At 44.7% G+C, this 19,341-nt stretch carries 15 protein-coding genes and 1 rRNA gene; 9 read left to right on the top strand and 7 right to left on the bottom strand.

What is annotated here, in order from left to right; genetic code table 11:
• Positions 1-125 precede the first annotated feature (125 nt).
• The 7 genes from rsmG to rpmH all read right to left on the bottom strand — a co-directional run bounded on the left by rsmG (position 126) and on the right by rpmH (position 7,190).
• Positions 126-842 (bottom strand): 16S rRNA (guanine(527)-N(7))-methyltransferase RsmG, encoded by a 717-nt coding sequence (gene rsmG / locus ACNAZ4_RS22245; RefSeq protein ID WP_415818219.1) that lies wholly within the window; start codon positions 840-842, stop codon positions 126-128.
• Positions 843-865: 23 nt separating this feature from the next.
• Positions 866-2,749 carry a tRNA uridine-5-carboxymethylaminomethyl(34) synthesis enzyme MnmG gene (gene mnmG / locus ACNAZ4_RS22240; protein ID WP_415818218.1) on the bottom strand — a complete coding sequence of 628 codons (1,884 nt, stop codon included), beginning with the start codon at positions 2,747-2,749 and terminating at the stop codon, positions 866-868.
• Positions 2,750-2,886: 137 nt separating this feature from the next.
• Positions 2,887-4,272 carry a tRNA uridine-5-carboxymethylaminomethyl(34) synthesis GTPase MnmE gene (gene mnmE, locus ACNAZ4_RS22235; RefSeq protein WP_415818216.1) on the bottom strand — a complete coding sequence of 462 codons (1,386 nt, stop codon included), beginning with the start codon at positions 4,270-4,272 and terminating at the stop codon, positions 2,887-2,889.
• Positions 4,273-4,760: 488 nt separating this feature from the next.
• Positions 4,761-5,381: an RNA-binding cell elongation regulator Jag/EloR gene (gene jag / locus ACNAZ4_RS22230; protein WP_415818214.1), complete on the bottom strand. Its 621-nt coding sequence runs from the start codon at positions 5,379-5,381 to the stop codon at positions 4,761-4,763.
• A complete protein-coding gene (gene spoIIIJ, locus ACNAZ4_RS22225) occupies positions 5,378-6,154 on the bottom strand; it encodes a YidC family membrane integrase SpoIIIJ (protein ID WP_415818212.1) in 777 nt (258 codons plus the stop codon). Before spoIIIJ ends, jag begins: the two co-directional genes overlap by 4 nt.
• 162 nt (positions 6,155-6,316) lie before the next feature.
• The gene (rnpA, locus tag ACNAZ4_RS22220) at positions 6,317-6,679 is read right to left on the bottom strand and encodes a ribonuclease P protein component (RefSeq protein ID WP_415818210.1); all 363 of its coding nucleotides are present in this window, start codon (positions 6,677-6,679) and stop codon (positions 6,317-6,319) included.
• Positions 6,680-7,055: 376 nt separating this feature from the next.
• Entirely contained in the window at positions 7,056-7,190 is a 135-nt protein-coding gene (gene rpmH, locus ACNAZ4_RS22215; protein ID WP_013059930.1) for a 50S ribosomal protein L34, read from the bottom strand.
• An 810-nt stretch (positions 7,191-8,000) separates the two neighbouring features.
• On the opposite strand from rpmH, the gene dnaA reads away from it, so the two are divergent.
• The 9 genes from dnaA to ACNAZ4_RS22170 form a co-directional block, all read left to right on the top strand.
• Complete coding sequence (gene dnaA / locus ACNAZ4_RS22210; RefSeq protein ID WP_415818208.1) at positions 8,001-9,347, top strand: chromosomal replication initiator protein DnaA; 1,347 nt, start codon at positions 8,001-8,003, stop codon at positions 9,345-9,347.
• A 182-nt stretch (positions 9,348-9,529) separates the two neighbouring features.
• Positions 9,530-10,666 carry a DNA polymerase III subunit beta gene (gene dnaN / locus ACNAZ4_RS22205; protein ID WP_415818206.1) on the top strand — a complete coding sequence of 379 codons (1,137 nt, stop codon included), beginning with the start codon at positions 9,530-9,532 and terminating at the stop codon, positions 10,664-10,666.
• 391 nt (positions 10,667-11,057) lie between these two features.
• Positions 11,058-11,273 carry a S4 domain-containing protein YaaA gene (gene yaaA / locus ACNAZ4_RS22200; RefSeq protein ID WP_214705313.1) on the top strand — a complete coding sequence of 72 codons (216 nt, stop codon included), beginning with the start codon at positions 11,058-11,060 and terminating at the stop codon, positions 11,271-11,273.
• Positions 11,274-11,292: 19 nt separating this feature from the next.
• Positions 11,293-12,411, top strand: coding sequence for a DNA replication/repair protein RecF (gene recF, locus ACNAZ4_RS22195; RefSeq protein WP_415818203.1), 1,119 nt, complete (start codon positions 11,293-11,295; stop codon positions 12,409-12,411).
• Positions 12,412-12,421: 10 nt separating this feature from the next.
• A complete protein-coding gene (gene remB / locus ACNAZ4_RS22190; RefSeq protein WP_415818201.1) occupies positions 12,422-12,670 on the top strand; it encodes an extracellular matrix regulator RemB in 249 nt (82 codons plus the stop codon).
• Positions 12,671-12,814: 144 nt separating this feature from the next.
• Positions 12,815-14,746, top strand: coding sequence for a DNA topoisomerase (ATP-hydrolyzing) subunit B (gyrB, locus tag ACNAZ4_RS22185; RefSeq protein ID WP_415818199.1), 1,932 nt, complete (start codon positions 12,815-12,817; stop codon positions 14,744-14,746).
• A gap of 388 nt (positions 14,747-15,134) precedes the next feature.
• Entirely contained in the window at positions 15,135-17,696 is a 2,562-nt protein-coding gene (gene gyrA / locus ACNAZ4_RS22180; protein WP_415818197.1) for a DNA gyrase subunit A, read from the top strand.
• Between the two features lie 93 nt (positions 17,697-17,789).
• Positions 17,790-18,875, top strand: coding sequence for an HD-GYP domain-containing protein (locus tag ACNAZ4_RS22175; RefSeq protein WP_415818195.1), 1,086 nt, complete (start codon positions 17,790-17,792; stop codon positions 18,873-18,875).
• A 388-nt stretch (positions 18,876-19,263) separates the two neighbouring features.
• Positions 19,264-19,341: ribosomal RNA gene (locus ACNAZ4_RS22170) — 16S ribosomal RNA — on the top strand; the annotation flags it as partial.

Below are 19,341 nucleotides of genomic sequence, written 5' to 3'. Positions count from 1 at the left end.
ATTATAAACTAAAACTATTTTTCAAAATAGGACAAAAAACGCAAGCAAGCACGTTTGATATCTGTATTTCGATAAACTCTGCGCTCCTGACCGGCGTCCGAGATGCACGATCAGGAACAGCATTGTTATTCTATTGGCGTTTTATTCGGAGTCCCTGGTTTTCTCGGGTACTTCTTAGGTGTTGGCTTTTGTTTTTTTATGATTAAAATATTTCGCTCACTCTCTTCCACCGGTAAAGTGAAAGAATGCGAAGATTCAAGTTTCCCTCCAAGAACGGAGATCGCTTTTTCGCCAGCCTGGAGTTCTTCTCCAGCCTGATTGCCCTTCATGGCGACGAATGTCCCGCCTACTTTCGCAAGAGGAAGACATAGTTCGCTAAGTACAGACATTCTTGCAACAGCCCTCGCCATCACCACTTCATATTTTTCACGATATGCAGGGTTTTGACCGAAAGTTTCGGCACGGTCATGGATGAAGGTTGTCCCCTCGAGACCTAGTTGCTTGGAAAGCTGTTCAAGAAACGTGATACGCTTGTTCAGGGAGTCCACGATCGTGACCCTGATTTCCGGAAAAGCAATTTTAATCGGAATGCTCGGGAAGCCGGCACCTGCACCAACATCGCATAAATCGAGCGGCTTATTGAAATCAAAATAGAAAGCGGCTGAAACGGAATCATAAAAATGCTTCAAGTACACATCCGGCTTTTCCGTAATCGCAGTTAAATTCATTTTTTCATTCCACTCGACGAGCATTTCGTAATAGGTTTCATATTGCTCCATTTGCCTCTGGGAAAGCTCAATCCCCTTTTCAGCGAGCAACGCTTTAAATTGATCTGTATTCATAAGCCAACCCTTTCTGATGGTTACTACTTGATCTTGGCAATGCGTCCTTGCTCCAGATAGACGAGCAGGATGGAAATATCCGCAGGGTTCACCCCTGAGATTCTCGATGCCTGCGCCAATGTCAATGGCTGGACCTCTTTCAGTTTTTGACGTGCTTCTGTCGCCAGTCCTGAGATCGCCTCATAATCAATATTTTCCGGGATTTTCTTATCTTCCATCTTTTTCAGCCTGTCAACCTGCTGAAGCGATTTTTCGATATATCCCTCATATTTAATTTGGATTTCTGTTTGTTCTTCTATTTCGAACTCGAGCTCTCCATCGGCAGGCACGAGCTGCTTGATGTGCTCATATGAAACTTCCGGACGCTTCAGAAGGTCTGAAGCACGGATTCCATCCTTCAGCTCACTGCCGCCGAGCGAACGGATCAATTCCTGGACCTCGGCTGATGGTTTGATGATGATCGACTGAAGTCGTTTCTTCTCCGCTTCGATTGCCTCTTTTTTCGCCAGGAACTTCTGGTAGCGTTCTTCTTTGATCAGACCGATTTCGTTTCCTTTTTCGGTCAAGCGCAGATCTGCATTGTCGTGGCGCAGAAGCAGACGGTATTCCGCTCTCGATGTCAGCAGGCGGTAAGGTTCATTCGTTCCCTTTGTCACAAGGTCATCAATCAACACGCCAATATAGGCGTCGGCACGGCTGAGGATGACTTCTTCCTTCTCCAAAGCCCTTCTTCCCGCATTGATACCGGCCATGATTCCCTGTCCGGCAGCCTCTTCATAACCTGATGTGCCATTGATCTGGCCAGCAGTATAAAGATTTTTGACCAATTTCGTTTCCAATGTTGGCCACAGCTGCGTAGGCACGACTGCATCATACTCAATCGCATAGCCTGCACGCATCATCTGGACTTTTTCAAGGCCTGGGATCGTCTGAAGGATCTTGTGCTGGACTTCTTCCGGCAAGCTGGTTGATAGTCCCTGCACATACACTTCCTGAGTGTTCCGTCCTTCCGGCTCAAGGAAAATCTGGTGGCGCGGCTTATCATTGAAACGGACGACCTTATCCTCGATGGATGGGCAATAGCGCGGCCCAGTCCCCTTAATCATTCCAGAATACATTGGTGAGCGGTGCAAATTGTCATCAATCAGCTGGTGTGTGCGCTCATTCGTATATGTCAGCCAGCAAGGAAGCTGGTCGGTGATGTACTTCGTCGTTTCATAGGAAAAGGCACGGTGGACATCATCACCAGGCTGGATTTCTGTTTTAGAATAATCAATTGTATCACTGTGAACCCGCGGCGGCGTGCCTGTCTTGAAACGGACAAGGTCAAAGCCAAGCTCTTCAAGATGCTCCGAAAGCTTGATCGATGGCTGCTGGTTGTTCGGGCCACTTGAATATTTCAATTCACCAAGGATGATTTCCCCGCGCATATACGTCCCCGTCGTGATGACCACTGTTTTCGCACGGTAAACGGCTCCAGTCTGTGTAATGACACCTTTACATTCACCATCTTCAACAATCAGGCGCTCCACCATGCCCTGTATCAATGTGAGGTTTTTCTGGTTTTCAAGCGTCTTCTTCATTTCATTCTGATAATCAAATTTATCGGCCTGGGCCCGTAATGCACGTACTGCAGGTCCCTTGCCGGTATTGAGCATCCTCATCTGGATGTAGGTTTTATCAATATTGCGTCCCATTTCGCCGCCAAGAGCGTCAATTTCGCGCACAACAATTCCCTTTGCAGGTCCGCCGATTGACGGATTGCACGGCATGAACGCAATCATATCAAGGTTGATGGTAATCATTGCTGTTTTTGCACCCATCCGCGCCGGAGCAAGAGCTGCCTCAACACCCGCATGGCCGGCACCCACTACAACCACATCAAAATTCCCGGCTTCATAACCCATCCTGCTGCCTCCTTTTTATACTGCTTTAATAACGATCCACTGAAAAAATTTATAGTCCAATAGTTCTATGATCCATTTTTTTGGTTCACAGTAATGTACAGTAAAGAATATTTTCGTAAAATAATTTCTTTATTAGTTTACTTGCCTAGACAGAACTGAGAGAACAACTGGTCAATCAGGCTTTCATGGACACTTTCACCGATGATTTCGCCAAGCAGTTCCCATGCCCGGGTCAAATCAATCTGGACGATATCGATAGGTGTCCCCATTTCAACACCGCTGACCGCTTCTTCTATTGAATTGGCAGCCTGGTTGAGCAATGCAATATGGCGGCTGTTGGATACATAAGTGAGGTCACCTGACTCAATCGCTCCTGAGAAGAACAGACTTGAAATCGCTTCTTCAAGCTGGTCCACCCCCTGGTCTTCCAGCAACGAGGTCGTCACGAGCGAATATTCCTTCGCAAGCTGCTTCACTTCATCCAAATCAATCTTCTGCGGAAGATCGGTTTTGTTGACGATGACGATGACGTCCATGCCTTCGACCGCCTTGAAAATGTTCCGATCCTCTTCCGAAAGCTCATCCGAATAGTTCAGAACGAGCAAGATCAAATCCGCTTCCTTCAGGACCTGACGGGAACGCTCGACACCGATCCGTTCGACGATATCCTCCGTCTCGCGGATCCCTGCAGTATCAAGAAGCCGTAATGGCACGCCGCGGACATTGACATACTCTTCGATGACATCACGTGTCGTCCCTGGAATATCCGTCACGATCGCTTTATTCTCATGGACAAGGCTATTCAATAATGAGGATTTCCCTACATTCGGCCGTCCGACAATGACAGTGGAAAGCCCTTCCCGGAGGATTTTTCCCTGCTGGGAGGTTTGCAAAAGCTTTTCCAGCTCTGCCTTAACATAGTTCGCTTTTTCCAAAAGCATATGATGCGTCATTTCCTCGACATCATCATACTCCGGATAATCAATATTCACTTCAACATGAGCGAGAATTTCAAGAATTTCCTGCCGCAGTTTCTGAATCAGTCTTGAAAGGCGTCCTTCCATCTGGCCAAGTGCCATATTCATCGCCCGATCCGTCTTCGCCCTGATCAAGTCGATGACTGCCTCTGCCTGGGAAAGGTCGATCCGTCCATTTAAAAAAGCCCGTTTTGTAAATTCCCCCGGCTCCGCCAGTCTCGCACCCTGATTCAGTACAAGCTGGAGCACACGGTTTACAGAAACAAGACCCCCATGGCAGTTGATTTCGACTACATCCTCTTTCGTGAACGTTTTCGGCCCCCTCATCACAGAGACCATCACTTCTTCAGCGACTTGTCCAGTTTTCGGCTCGATCAGATGGCCATAATGAATCGTATGCGAAGCCACCTCATTTAGCTTCTTGCTGCCAACCCCTCTGAACAATCGGTCTGCTATTTCGAAAGCCTGATCCCCGCTCAGACGGACAATCGCGATCGCACCCTCACCCATCGGCGTAGAAATCGCCGCAATCGTATCAAATTCCACATGCTTCACCCCACTTTTTGAAAAAAAATTAATGTATATAAAATGATTGAATTTTGTTTTCTACAAATTACTAGAATACCACATCAGTTTAGCGAAAAAAAGAAAGGAATCTTCCCGGTCGCTAAATTATCCACAACAGAAAAAATAAACTCTTTTAATTTTAACTTATCCACATGTGAATAACAATAAAACCAGCAGAGGAAATTTCGCACTGTGGAAAAACTTCTTAAAAGATTTCTTTTCGGTTTTCCTCCATTCAAAAACTGGTAAAAAGCTTCGATAATTTCCAAGTCGCCAATAAAAACTGATTTTCGCCAAAAAGATTAAATTTTCGCCAAAAAAAGGGTCAAAATCGCCAATAAACCTATTTGGCAGATCAAAAAGTTGCTCTAAACTCGCTGATCTTGCTAAAATTCCGCTGATCAGGTTCATTTTTCCAAAAAAAACACAAAAAAACCCGAACCTGATCAGGTTCGGGTTGCAATTCATTACTTAGACGGTGCGATGACAATATGCCTGTGCGGCTCGGTGCCATCTGAAAAAGTTTTGATTTTTTTGTTTGACATCAATGCAGTATGAATCACTTTACGTTCATACGAAGGCATCGGTTCAAGCGCGACGGTTTGTCCGGTCCTCACTGCTTTTTGTGCCAGGCGTTCTGCCAGCTGGACGAGTGTATCGTTCCGGCGCTGGCGGTAATCCTCCGCATCAAGTACAACAGTGGCGTACTGGTCAGAATATCGGTTCACCACGAGCTGCGTTAAAAATTGCAGCGAATTGAGTGTTTGGCCTCTTTTTCCGATCAGCAAAGCGATTTTTTCACCTGACATCGTAAAAAGGACCGTTTTTCCTGCCCTTTTCACATCGACGTCAATGGATGCACCCATCTTCTCGCCAACCGATTTCAAATAATTTACGGCTTCTTCAACAGCATCGATTTTGACTGTCACTTTGACGACAGCCGGGCGTGTGCCGAAAAGTCCGAAAATCCCCTTTTTGCCTTCATCAATTACATCAATCTCTGTGCGGTCTTTGGTTGTCTTTAATTGAGCTAAAGCGGATTCTACTGCTTCGTCGACATTTTGTCCTGTAGCAGTTACCTGTTTCACTTTTTTGCTCCTCCCGCATTGCCGGCAGCCTTAGCTTTTTTAAGATCCGGCCCTTTAATAAAGTACGTTTGACCAATCATGAATAAGTTACCTACTACCCAGTACAATGAAAGTGCTGCTGGGAAGTTGATCGCGAATACAACGATCATGATCGGCATCAGCCAAAGCATCATCGCCATTTGCGGATTGCCTTCCTGGCCAGCCATCATCATTTTTTGCTGAATGAAAGTAGTTATACCTGCAACAACCGGCAGAATATAAAACGGATCCGGTGACCCAAGGTCGAACCACATGAAGTTGTGCTCGGCAATTTCCCTTGTTCTTGAAATCGCATGGTAGAAACCGATAAGGATCGGCATCTGGACGATCAGTGGGAAACATCCTGCAAGCGGATTGACACCATGCTGCTGGAAAAGTGCCATCGTTTCCTGCTGCAGCTTCTGCTGGGTCTTTTGATCTTTTGAGCTGTATTTTTCCTTAAGCTTCTGCATCTCTGGCTGCAATGCCTGCATCGCTTTCGAGCTTTTCGTTTGCTTGATCATTAGCGGTAAAATCGCAAAACGGATTATCAAAGTAACCACGATAATCGAAAAACCGAAGCTGCCCCCCAGCAATTCAGCCACCTTAATGATCAGCAGCGACAACGGATAGACAATGTATTCGTTCCAGAAACCCTTACTATCTGGAGTAATCGGCTGGTTATACTCCGTACAGCCTGTCAGCAATGACACAACTAGCAGCAAGCCTACTATCAATAATATTCTTTTTTTCAAGCTTCATTTCCTCCTAACTTCCCGATACGTTCATATATTTTCAAAAGGTTGTCCCAAAGTTTATGTACATTCCGCCTTGTCAGCATAATGCAATCAAAAATATTTTAACATCTTTTATAGGGAAGCGCTTTTAAAAAATGCAATTCGGCAAATATTTTTGCCTCAATCATTATCTCCATGTTTCGGCTTCTTCAAAACCTTTCCGACCTTCAAAACATGCTCAAGGCTTTTCTTGATCTCATGCATGTCCATTTCGGCAGTCGGTTTTCTGGCAATGATGATATAATCGTTGCCATTTTGGACGCGGTCCTGGAATTCATGGAAGGATTGCCGGACATAGCGTTTGATCTGGTTGCGCATGACGGCATTGCCGATTTTTTTGCTGACCGAAAGGCCGATGCGGAAATTTTCCTGCTCCGGCTTTTTCAGGATATAGACGACAAACTGCCGGTTGGCGACAGATCTTCCTTTTTTAAAAGCTTCTTGGAATTCTTTATTTTTTTTCACTCTGTAGTCTTTTTTCATTAATAACACCTTCAATTCTCTATGGATCCTGTTATGCGAACTTTGATGGAAAGGCTAAAAGGATTTAGAGGCTGTGTAAATCAGACTGTTGATTTTCGTTCCAGGCGCTTCGCTTTCCGCGGGGCTGGCGTTGAGCCCGCAGGACATTGAGAAGCTTCCTCGAATCCGTCCACGCACGATGAAAATGCGTTAGCATTTCCGCAGGAGTCTTCGCGCCTTTCACTACAATCAACAGGATTTCAGAAAAAATGATACATTTACACAGCCTATTAAAAAAGTATATCCAAATTTAAATCCCTAAAGCCAATATCTCAGTAAGCCCAACCCAAAAATAGTATTGCCCAAAGAGAAAAAAGACCACTGACATTTCAGTGGCCTAAGCTGATAATACTTTTCTTCCTTTGCGACGACGGCGAGCAAGAACCTTACGGCCATTTGCACTGCTCATGCGGGCACGGAATCCGTGAACTTTGCTGTGTTTACGTTTATTTGGTTGATAAGTGCGTTTCATATATGTTACACCTCCCTGAGGAATAGCTGTTACAGACAGTCTTTGTAATTATAAAGAGGGGCAGCATAAATTGTCAAGTGCCTATTCGGAAAAGAAGCTTATTACCATATAGTACAAAAACGAATTCCTCGGCCAAGCTCCTATGAAATCCCCGATTAATTTTCCACCTGGCACACTTCATGTAAAAGAAGAATTATTTTTTGAACAGCCTGATCTTTATTACTCAGTTTAAATTTTTGCCGGCAAAAGAATACTTTTAAGCTCAAAAAGAAATGTTATTTAATATCTTTTATTTTAATTATTTATCCTGTTTCCAGGGACCTGTGGACAAAAATCGACACCATTTTTATTATCCACACCCCCTTTTGACAGCTTTTACACAAGTCAGGTGCCTGTGGACAATTATTCTCCACAGAGACAGTGGATTGTGGATAATGTATGAAAAAGCGTTGCACCATGCTAGATTATCTGATATTATATTTGTGTTTTCACTCTTAATAATTCGATGACGGAAATATACTTATCCACAAATTGTGGATAAGCTGTGGATAGGTTATTCAGGGCTGTTGTAAAAGTTTGTCCACAGAAAGTGGATATTGTCGAAAAGCTTCTTTTCTTCCTTATTATATATTTTTCCACATTAATAGTTTCGTATATTTATTAGTTGAGGGGTTGTACAGCGTGTATAACCTTTGATTTATGCTTTTCTGACAGACCTGATACTGTTGGCCAAACGGCTGAATGTGAAAATGAGTGTACACATGCAGCCAGATATAGAGATAAAACTGAAAAGAAAAGGAGGGAAAATTGTTGGAGAATATTGCAGATCTCTGGAATAATGCTCTCGCTAAAATCGAGAAAAAGATCAGCAAGCCAAGTTTCGATACATGGCTTAAATCTACGAAAGCACATACGCTCCAGGGTGATGTCCTTACAATCACAGCGCCGAACGAGTTTGCCCGGGATTGGCTGGAAGAACGGTATTCACAGCTGATCAGCGGCATTTTGTATGAAATTACTGGTGAGGAGCTTGCTGTTAAATTCATCATTCCCCAGAACCAGAATCAAGAAGATCTTGATATTCCCTTGCCGCCAAGAAGGGTCAAGAAGGAAGAAGACATACCGGATTTGCCTGTCAGCATGCTGAACCCGAAGTACACATTCGACACGTTCGTCATTGGTTCAGGCAACCGTTTCGCCCATGCAGCGTCACTTGCTGTAGCTGAAGCGCCGGCGAAAGCCTATAACCCTTTATTCATCTATGGGGGCGTAGGACTTGGAAAAACCCACTTGATGCATGCAATCGGGCACTATGTCCAGGATCATAATCCAAATGCGAAAGTGGTTTATTTGTCTTCCGAAAAATTCACGAACGAATTCATCAATTCCATCAGGGATAACAAAGCAGGCGACTTCCGCAATAAATATCGAAATGTCGATGTCCTGCTTATTGATGATATTCAATTCCTGGCGGGGAAAGAACAAACGCAAGAGGAATTTTTCCATACATTCAATACTTTGCATGAAGAAAGCAAGCAGATTGTCATCTCCAGTGACCGTCCGCCAAAGGAAATACCGACTCTTGAAGACAGGCTGAGATCCCGTTTCGAATGGGGCTTGATCACTGATATCACGCCGCCTGACCTGGAAACAAGGATTGCGATCCTGCGCAAAAAGGCGAAAGCGGAGGGACTGGATATCCCGAATGAAGTCATGCTTTATATCGCGAACCAGATTGACTCCAACATCCGTGAACTTGAGGGAGCCTTGATCCGCGTTGTCGCCTATTCCTCCCTCATCAATAAGGATATCAATGCGGACCTGGCAGCCGAGGCCTTGAAGGACATCATTCCGAGCTCGAAGCCTAAGGTCATCACGATCCTTGATATCCAAAGGGTTGTAGGACAGCATTTCAATATAAAACTCGAGGATTTCAAAGCGAAGAAACGGACAAAATCCGTTGCTTTCCCGAGGCAAATCGCCATGTACTTATCAAGGGAGCTGACAGATTTCTCGCTTCCGAAGATCGGGGAAGAATTTGGAGGACGTGACCATACAACAGTCATCCATGCCCACGAGAAAATTTCCAAGATGATCTCAACCGATACAAGTCTGCAAAAGCAGTTAAAAGACATAAATGAACAATTAAGGGTTTAGGATAATGTGAATAACTCTCCATTGGTTGCGCACAGTCTGTCCACATGTGGATAGGCTGTGTTTCCTTTGATCAAACCACTTATCCACAAATCCACAGGCCCTACTAGTACTTCTATTACTTTTTTAAAACATATTAAGATATGCATTAGGGTAAAAAATATTCCAAAACGGAGGCTTAAAAAATGAGATTTATTATCCAGCGCGATCACTTGCTGCAGAGCGTCCAAGACGTGATGAAGGCAGTAACAAGCAGAACAACAATCCCTATTTTGACTGGAATCAAGATTGTCGCGAATGAAGAGGGAGTAACTCTTACAGGCAGCGATTCCGACATTTCCATTGAATCTTTCATTCCTAAAGAAGAAGCAGGGGATGAAATCGTTGAAATCAAGCAGTCAGGATCCATTGTTCTTCAGGCGCGTTTCTTTAGTGAAATCGTTAAAAAGCTTCCTACAGACACAGTAGAAATCGAAGTCCAGCAAAATTTGCAGACGATCATCCGTTCAGGTAAATCGGAATTCAACCTTAACGGCCTTGATGCAGAAGAATATCCGCATCTTCCGCAAATTTCTGAGGAGCATGTATTCAAGATCCCAACAGACTTATTAAAAGGCCTGATCCGCCAGACTGTCTTTTCAGTGTCCACCTCAGAAACACGCCCGATCTTGACAGGTGTCAACTGGAAGGTCGAAAACAATGAACTGATCTGTATTGCAACAGACAGCCACAGACTAGCATTGCGAAAAGCAAAGCTCGAAGCTGACAGTACCGAGAACTACAACGTAGTCATTCCGGGCAAAAGTTTGACAGAGTTGAGCAAAATCCTCGATGACAGCTCGGATTCAGTGGATATCGTCATTACCGAAAACCAGGTGCTATTCAAAGCCAAGCATTTGTTATTCTTCTCAAGATTGCTTGAAGGAAACTATCCTGACACAGGAAGACTGATTCCGACTGAAAGCAAAACGGATGTTGTCGTGAATACAAAAGAATTCCTTCATGCCATCGACCGTGCTTCATTGCTTGCAAGAGAGGGACGAAATAACGTCGTTAAGTTTTCCACAATCGAAGGCGGCGCGATCGAAGTTTCTTCCAACACACCAGAAATCGGTACTGTTGTCGAAGAAATCCAGAGCCAGTCTATCGATGGTGAAGAACTGAAAATCTCTTTCAGCGCAAAATACATGATGGACGCGCTAAAAGCACTAGAGGGAACAGAAATCCAGATCAGCTTCACTGGCGCGATGAGACCATTCGTCATCCGTCCACTGCATGATGATTCCATCCTGCAGCTGATCCTGCCGGTGAGAACTTACTAATTCCATAACGCCACCAGTTTTATTGCTGGTGGCTTTTTTTATAATAGGACAAGGGAAAAGCGATTTCAGAGTTGTCTAGCTCCAGCGCCTAGACCCTCGAGACGCATGTCTAGTGTCGCCTCCTAGAAACTCCGAAACTTCAACTCCGCCGGCAGAAGCAAAAAGCGCTTCTTTGTCGGAGTCTCCAGTTTCTGCGTTTCTGAACAGTCGGCTATACTTTTTAATTGGGATCCGACCAATCAAGTCAAAGAGCGACTTCACTGGTCGGACCTCCAACGCTTGTCGGGTCTGACCGAGGCGCTTCGCTTTTCTAATAAGAAAATTTGTTTCTATGGAAAATATTTAGTAAAATAAAGTATTAAGTCCTTTTGGAAGAAAAGGGTGAGGAATCGTGAATGAAGAAATTAAAATCGATACGGAATATATCACGCTTGGCCAGTTCCTTAAATTAGCCGATGTGATTCAATCCGGCGGAATGGCAAAGTGGTTTTTAAGTGAACACGATGTTTTTATCAATGGTGAACAAGATCAGCGAAGAGGAAGAAAGCTTCGTTCCGGAGACCAGGTTTCAATACCTGGATTTGGTGAGTTCGTCATAATGCAATAATCCAGAGGATGAACTGTTCATGTATATTGAGGAACTGCAATTAAGGAATTACCGGAACTACCAGGGGCTCGAGGCGACATTTGAAAATAAGGTGAATGTCATCCTTGGGGAAAATGCCCAGGGGAAAACAAATGTCATGGAATCCATCTACGTGCTTGCGATGGCAAAATCCCACCGTACCTCGAATGATAAAGATTTAATTCGCTGGGACGAGGAATATGCTAAAATAGAGGGACGGATTAAAAAAAACAACGGATCACTGCCGATGCAGCTTGTCATTTCCAAAAAAGGCAAAAAGGCAAAAGTCAACCATCTGGAACAGCGCAAGCTAAGCCAGTATGTTGGCAACATGAATGTCGTCATGTTTGCACCAGAGGACCTGAACCTTGTAAAAGGGAGCCCTCAGGTAAGAAGACGATTTGTCGATATGGAAATAGGACAGGTATCGGCAGTCTATTTGCATGATATCAGCCAGTACAATAAAATCCTCCAGCAGCGGAATCATTACCTCAAGCAGCTGCAAATCAAAAAATCGACAGACCATACGATGCTCGATATCCTGACGGAACAATTCATCCAGGCAGCCGCAAGGATCATCCTGAAGCGGTTCGAATTCCTGAGATTGCTTGAAAAATGGGCATTGCCTATCCATCAGGGAATATCAAGAGGTCTTGAAGACCTGAAAATCATCTACAAACCCTCTGCAGAGGTATCAGAAGGTGATGATTTGTCGAAAATGATAGCAGTGTATGAAGAAAAATTTGCTAAAATAAAGACAAGAGAGATTGACCGGGGAACGACGATGTTCGGTCCGCACCGGGATGATCTGCAATTTTTCGTGAATGGCCGTGATGTCCAGACATTCGGATCACAGGGGCAGCAGCGGACGACCGCACTATCAGTGAAGCTGGCCGAAATCGAACTGATCAATGCAGAGATTGGCGAGTATCCCATCCTGCTGCTTGATGATGTTCTGTCTGAGCTGGATGATTATCGTCAATCCCATTTATTGAATACCATCCAGGGAAAAGTTCAAACCTTCGTCACTACCACCAGTGTGGATGGAATCGACCATCAGACATTAAGAGAAGCAGCCACATATAGCGTGAAGACCGGCGAAATGTCAAGAATCCAATGAGGTGGACTCTATGTATTTGCATGTTGGTGAAGAGGTCCTTGTCAGGACGAGAGATATCATAGCAATCCTGGACATTGAAAGCGCCAGTTCTTCTCCTTTCATGGAAGAATTCATTGCGCGTCAGGACAGGGAGATTATCCATTTGGCCAAAGGATCGGTCAAATCTATCGTCGTAACAGGCAATCATATATATTATTCCCCCCTGGCATCAGGGACATTGAAGAAACGCTCACAAAAATTATCCGTTCAGGAGTTTTAATAGATTGGCTTGTCCGCAAAAAATGTCGAAATACAACGATGTTTGCGGAAATGCCTGCTTGGAAACATCCAGTAAATCTGCTGTTTTATGTTATAGAACTGTTTTTGAAAAAGATGAGTGAAATTGAAAGTGTAGGTGATCGATATGGCAATGGAGGAACAACAATCCATGCAGGGACAAGCGTATGATGAAAACCAGATACAAGTGCTTGAAGGCCTGGAAGCGGTACGCAAACGTCCAGGGATGTATATCGGATCAACGAGTGGAAAAGGCTTGCACCATCTTGTATGGGAAATCGTTGATAATAGTATAGACGAAGCTCTTGCTGGCTTCTGTGATGAAATAAACGTCATTATCGAAGAAGATAACAGTATTACTGTCAAGGATAATGGCCGGGGAATCCCAGTCGGTATCCACGAAAAAATGGGGCGGCCTGCGGTTGAGGTTATCATGACGGTTCTTCACGCCGGCGGAAAGTTCGGCGGCGGAGGCTATAAGGTTTCCGGAGGACTCCACGGTGTTGGTGCATCGGTTGTCAATGCATTGTCCACTTATCTGGAAGTATTTGTCCATCGTGATGGCAAAGTCCATTACCAGAAATTCGAACGAGGCGCAGTCGGTGACCCTCTGAAGGTCATTGATGAATCTGACTCCACGGGAACGACGGTCCACTTCAAGCCTGACCCGGAAATTTTCACAGAGACATTGGAATATGATTACGATACACTCGCGAACCGCCTCCGTGAGCTTGCCTTCCTGAACAGGGCAATCAAGATCACGATTGAGGATAAGCGCGTCGAAGGCAAAAAGAATGAGTATTACTACGAAGGCGGAATTAAATCGTATGTTGAGCATTTAAACCGCACGCGGGAAGTACTCCATGATGAGCCAATCTATATTGAGGGTGAAAAAGAAGGAATCACTGTCGAGGTCGCCCTCCAATATAACGACAGCTACACTGGCAACATCTATTCTTTTGCGAATAATATCCACACGTATGAGGGTGGAACGCATGAATCAGGCTTTAAGACAGCTTTGACTCGTGTCATCAATGACTATGCACGTAAGCATGGCATCTTCAAGGATAATGACTCCAATCTTTCCGGAGATGACGTTCGTGAAGGCTTGACTGCAATTGTGTCGATCAAGCACCCTGATCCGCAGTTCGAAGGCCAGACGAAAACAAAGCTTGGGAATTCTGAGGTCCGTACGGTAACAGACACACTGTTTTCCGACCACTTCGAAAAATTCATGCTTGAAAACCCGAATGTCGCAAGGAAAGTTGTCGACAAAGGCCTAATGGCTGCCAGAGCCAGACTCGCGGCTAAAAAAGCGCGTGAGCTGACACGGAGGAAGAGTGCTCTAGAAATCTCCAGTCTGCCAGGGAAGCTTGCTGACTGCTCTTCAAAGGATCCGGCAATCAGTGAAATTTATGTCGTTGAGGGTGACTCTGCGGGTGGTTCCGCAAAGCAGGGCCGTGACCGCCACTTCCAGGCGATCCTGCCGCTTAGAGGTAAAATCCTGAACGTTGAAAAGTCACGTCTGGATAAAATTTTATCGAACAACGAAGTAAGAGCGATCATAACAGCAATCGGCACAGGGATCGGCGAGGACTTTGACCTTTCCAAGGCACGTTATCAAAAAATTGTCATCATGACTGATGCCGATGTCGATGGCGCCCATATCCGAACTTTATTATTGACGTTCTTCTACAGATATATGAGAAAAATCCTTGAAGCTGGATATATTTATATTGCCCAGCCGCCATTATATAAAATCCAGCAGGGCAAAAAAATCGAATATGCTTACAACGATAAGCAGCTCGAACAGATCCTTGCTGAGCTTCCGCAGCAGCCAAAACCAGGCATCCAGCGTTACAAGGGTCTTGGTGAGATGAATCCAGAGCAACTTTGGGAGACGACAATGGACCCTGAGACAAGAACATTGCTCCAGGTAAATCTCGAGGACGCAATCGAGTCGGATGAAACCTTCGAAATCCTCATGGGTGACAAGGTTGAGCCACGACGCAATTTCATCGAGCAAAACGCGCTTTATGTAAAGAACCTGGACATATAGTAAGGACTCTTTCTGCAAAGCACTGTTCTTTCCAGGATAGAAGTTATGGCCTCTATCCTGATTTTTCTTGAAAAGGCTGCAATGAACCGGGGTGATGACCCCCTGTCTTATGGATTGATGATATGTAATTTGATTACTAGATTAGTGACTGGCATTCGCGCCCGGACACAGGCGCCTATGCTCTTCCAATTGGCTGTTTTCGCATTGATTGTTGCCTTTCGTACATATACACTTATCCGCATTTTTTAAGCTTTCGGAGCTCACTCCAAAGTTGCTTCTGATTCGGATATGCTAGATTACCGTAGAAACCCGGGTAGCCGGTTTTCACTTGGGCGAGAAAGCAACAAAGTTTACGAAAAAAGCCTCAACTAAAGGAGGTTTCTCTTAAATGTCTGAGACACCAAACTCTCGTGTGAAAGAGATTAATATTAGCCAGGAAATGCGTTCATCCTTCCTGGATTATGCCATGAGTGTAATTGTTGCTCGTGCGCTCCCGGATGTCCGTGACGGCTTGAAGCCCGTACATAGAAGGATTCTATATGCGATGCATGATCTCGGCATGCATTCAGATAAAGCTTATAAAAAATCGGCGAGGATCGTCGGTGAAGTAATCGGTAAGTACCACCCGCATGGTGACTCTGCTGTATACGACACAATGGTCCGTATGGCGCAGGACTTCAACTATCGCTATATGCTGGTCGATGGACACGGAAACTTCGGTTCTGTCGATGGCGACGCTGCAGCGGCGATGCGTTACACAGAAGCGCGTATGTCGAAAATTTCTATGGAACTTTTGCGCGACATCAATAAAGATACAATTGACTATCAGGACAACTATGACGGTTCTGAAAGAGAACCGATTGTCATGCCTTCAAGGTTTCCGAACCTGCTTGTCAACGGTACTTCCGGCATTGCGGTCGGCATGGCGACCAACATCCCGCCGCATCAGCTGGGTGAGGTCATAGACGGCGTATTGGCCATCAGTAAGGATCCTGACATGACCATCATGGAATTGATGGAAATCATCACAGGACCTGACTTCCCAACAGCGGGATTGATTTTGGGCCGCAGTGGCATCCGCAAAGCTTATGAGACTGGCCGCGGTTCGATTACCCTGCGTGCGAAGGTTGAAATTGAACAGAAATCAAATGGCAAGGAAGTCATTATCGTCAGGGAACTTCCATACCAGGTCAATAAAGCCAAGCTGATTGAAAAAATCGCTGAATTAGTCCGCGACAAGAGGCTTGACGGCATCACAGACTTGCGTGATGAATCTGACCGTAAGGGTATGAGGATCGTGATTGAGGTTCGCAAGGATGCGAATGCCAATGTCCTTTTGAATAACCTTTATAAACAAACTGCCTTGCAAACAAGCTTTGGTATCAACCTTCTTGCTTTAGTCGATGGACAGCCGAAGGTTCTGAACCTGAAGCAATGTCTGACATACTATCTTGATCACCAGGTAGTCGTCATCCGACGACGCACAGAGTTTGAACTCCGGAAGGCAGAAGCACGTGCCCACATTCTCGAAGGGTTGCGAATTGCGCTTGATAACCTTGATGCGGTCATCAGCCTGATCAGAAGCTCGCGCACGACGGATATTGCCAGAGAAGGATTGATGACACAGTTCAATCTGTCCGAAAAGCAGGCACAGGCCATTCTTGATATGCGTCTGCAGAGGCTTACAGGCTTGGAACGCGAAAAGATCGAAGAAGAGTTCCAAAACCTTATGCAGCTGATCGCAGAATTGAAGGCGATCCTCGCAGACAATGAAAAGGTACTTGAAATCATTCGTGAAGAGCTTACTGAAATCAAAGAGCGCTTCAATGATGAGCGCCGCACGGAGATTGTCTCAGGCGGTCTCGAAATGATCGAGGACGAGGATTTGATCCCTCGTGAAAATATTGTCATCACCCTTACCCATAACGGCTACGTCAAACGCCTGCCTGTATCGACATATAGGGCACAGCGACGCGGAGGCCGCGGAATCCAGGGAATGGGTACGAATGAAGATGATTTCGTTGAACACTTGATTACGACATCCACCCACGATACAATCCTATTCTTTACAAATAAAGGTAAGGTGTATCGTTCGAAGGGTTACGAAATACCGGAGTTCAGCCGGACAGCGAAAGGAATCCCGATCATCAACCTGTTGGAAATCGAGAAGGGTGAATGGGTCAACGCCATCATTCCTGTTTCGGAATTCGTGGATGACTGGTTCCTGTTCTTCACAACAAAAGAAGGAATCTCGAAGCGTTCACCGCTTTCTTCCTTTGCGAATATCCGGAATAACGGTTTGATTGCCCTGAACCTGCGCGAAGGTGATGAATTGATTTCCGTACGCCTGACAGACGGCAGCAAAGAAATGATCATCGGCACGAAAGATGGTTTATTGATCCGCTTCCCTGAAACAGATGTGCGTTCTATGGGCCGGACAGCAACCGGGGTAAAAGGGATCACCCTTTCCGAAGGTGATGAAGTTGTCGGCATGGAAGTTCTTGAGGAAAGCGCTGAAATCCTTGTGGTCACCAAGAACGGTTACGGCAAGAGGACACCTTCCGAAGAGTACAGAAGGCAAGGTCGCGGCGGTAAAGGAATCAAGACATGCAATATCACCGATAAAAATGGTGACCTTGTCACGATGAAGGTCGTGACAGGTGATGAAGATTTGATGCTGATCACAACCGGTGGTGTCCTGATCCGTATTCCGGTAAGCTCGATCTCCATGACTGGTCGTAATACACAAGGTGTTAAACTCATCAGTCTCAACAAAGCTGAAAATGAGTATGTTGCGACTGTTGCGAAAGTCGACAAGGAAGAAGATAAGCCCGAAGACCTGGAAGAGGATGAGAATGCGGAAGCAATCGTCGACCCAGAAGAGGTTGGCAGTGAAGAAGCAGAATCAGCCGATACAGTTGAAACACCAAATGAATCAGAAGAAGAATAAACTTTTTAAGAGGAACACAAAAATGTGCTCCTCTTTTTTGGTAAAATAAAGTAAAATAATTGTAAGAAAATTTAAATTCCGGAGTGGGTAGCCTTGCGCGTACAAGTAGACAACCTAAAAGAGGGCTGTATCCTTACTGAAGATGTTCTAAGCAAAACGAATAGACCCATCATGAGCAAGAAAACAGTCTTATCAGAGCATCTGATTGATATACTCAAAATTTTTCTGGTCAAGGATGTAGAAGTAGAGAAAACGATGGTGAATGGTCTCCCTTGCACTGCACCTGTGACTGGCAAAGACAAGACGCCTTCATTGAATTCCAACACTATCGAGTGCACATTTGTCGACTTGTTTTTACAGGCCAAGCAGGAGTTCAAGAAAGAATTTATTTCCTGGCAATCAGGAATGCAGATCGATGTTGCTAAACTCAGGTCAATCATTGTCCCGCTAATTGAGCAAACAGACCTGAGTTCTTCAGATATATTCAATCTGCACCATTATTCTACCAAGACTGAATATCTCTATGATCATCCATTGGCTGTAGCGATCATCAGTGCCTTCATTGCTAAAAAAATAAATTACAGCAAAGGAGAAGTGACCCAGATTGCGCTTGCCGGATGTCTTTCAGATTGCGGCATGGCGAAAATCAGTCCAGGTATTCTCAATAAAAACACGACTTTAACGGTTGAGGAATTCGAGGAAATCAAAAAACATCCTACATATAGCTATCAGATGGTCAGGAACAGCTCGTTGCTGAAGGATGCCACGAAGATTGCCATCCTTCATCATCATGAAAGAATGGACGGAAGCGGCTACCCATTCGGCGAAAAGTCAAACAGGATCCATCCTTTTGCAAAAATCCTCGCTGTGGCCGATTCCTTCCACGCGATGACTTCTGAAAGGATCTACAAACCAAAGCACTCACCATTTAAAGTGCTTGAAATGATCAATGAAGAATTATTCGGGGAGTTTGATATAACGGCTTTGAAAGCATTAAGCTCTGCAATAATGAATTATTCCGTAGGCACAAAAATCCGCCTGTCGGATGGCCAGTCTGCAGAAATCATTTTTGTCGAGGAAAAGAACCCAGCAAGGCCGCTGGTGAAATTGCTGGAGTCAGATCAGATTCTCGCCCTGGAGAAAAACAGGTACTTGCATATCGAGGAAATCATCCATTAAGCTGGCCTTGTGTGCCAGCTTTTCTTTTTCTAACCAATAATATTTCACTCTATGAAGTTAGGTATGAAATGCCTGTGGAAGTTCATTATGAATCGAATATTTGGTTATATGTAAGAAACTGCTCAAAAGGTATTGCTTTATCATAATATGACTGATATAATCTTCAAAGTCAGTAACGAAACAACAACTTCGATTCAATAGTTTTTGAAAAAAGTTATTGACTTATACAGCAAGGAAATGTTATATTAATAAAGTCGCTTCTGGGCGACAGATTAATGAATTGTTCTTTGAAAACTAAACAAACAAGCGTCAACAAACAATATTATCATGCTTCTATTATATAGAACATGAGCCAACGTTTTAACTTTATGAGCTAACTCATAACTCTTTTTTGGAGAGTTTGATCCTGGCTCAGGACGAACGCTGGCGGCGTGCCTAATACATGCAAGTCGAGCGGATCTTCATT

Origin of the sequence: Mesobacillus thioparans (assembly GCF_965138835.1) — a bacterium.
GTDB lineage: Bacteria > Bacillota > Bacilli > Bacillales > Cytobacillaceae > Mesobacillus > Mesobacillus thioparans.
The sequence above is the reverse complement of the archived record's forward strand: the minus strand, read 5'-3'. Positions and strand labels throughout refer to the sequence as shown.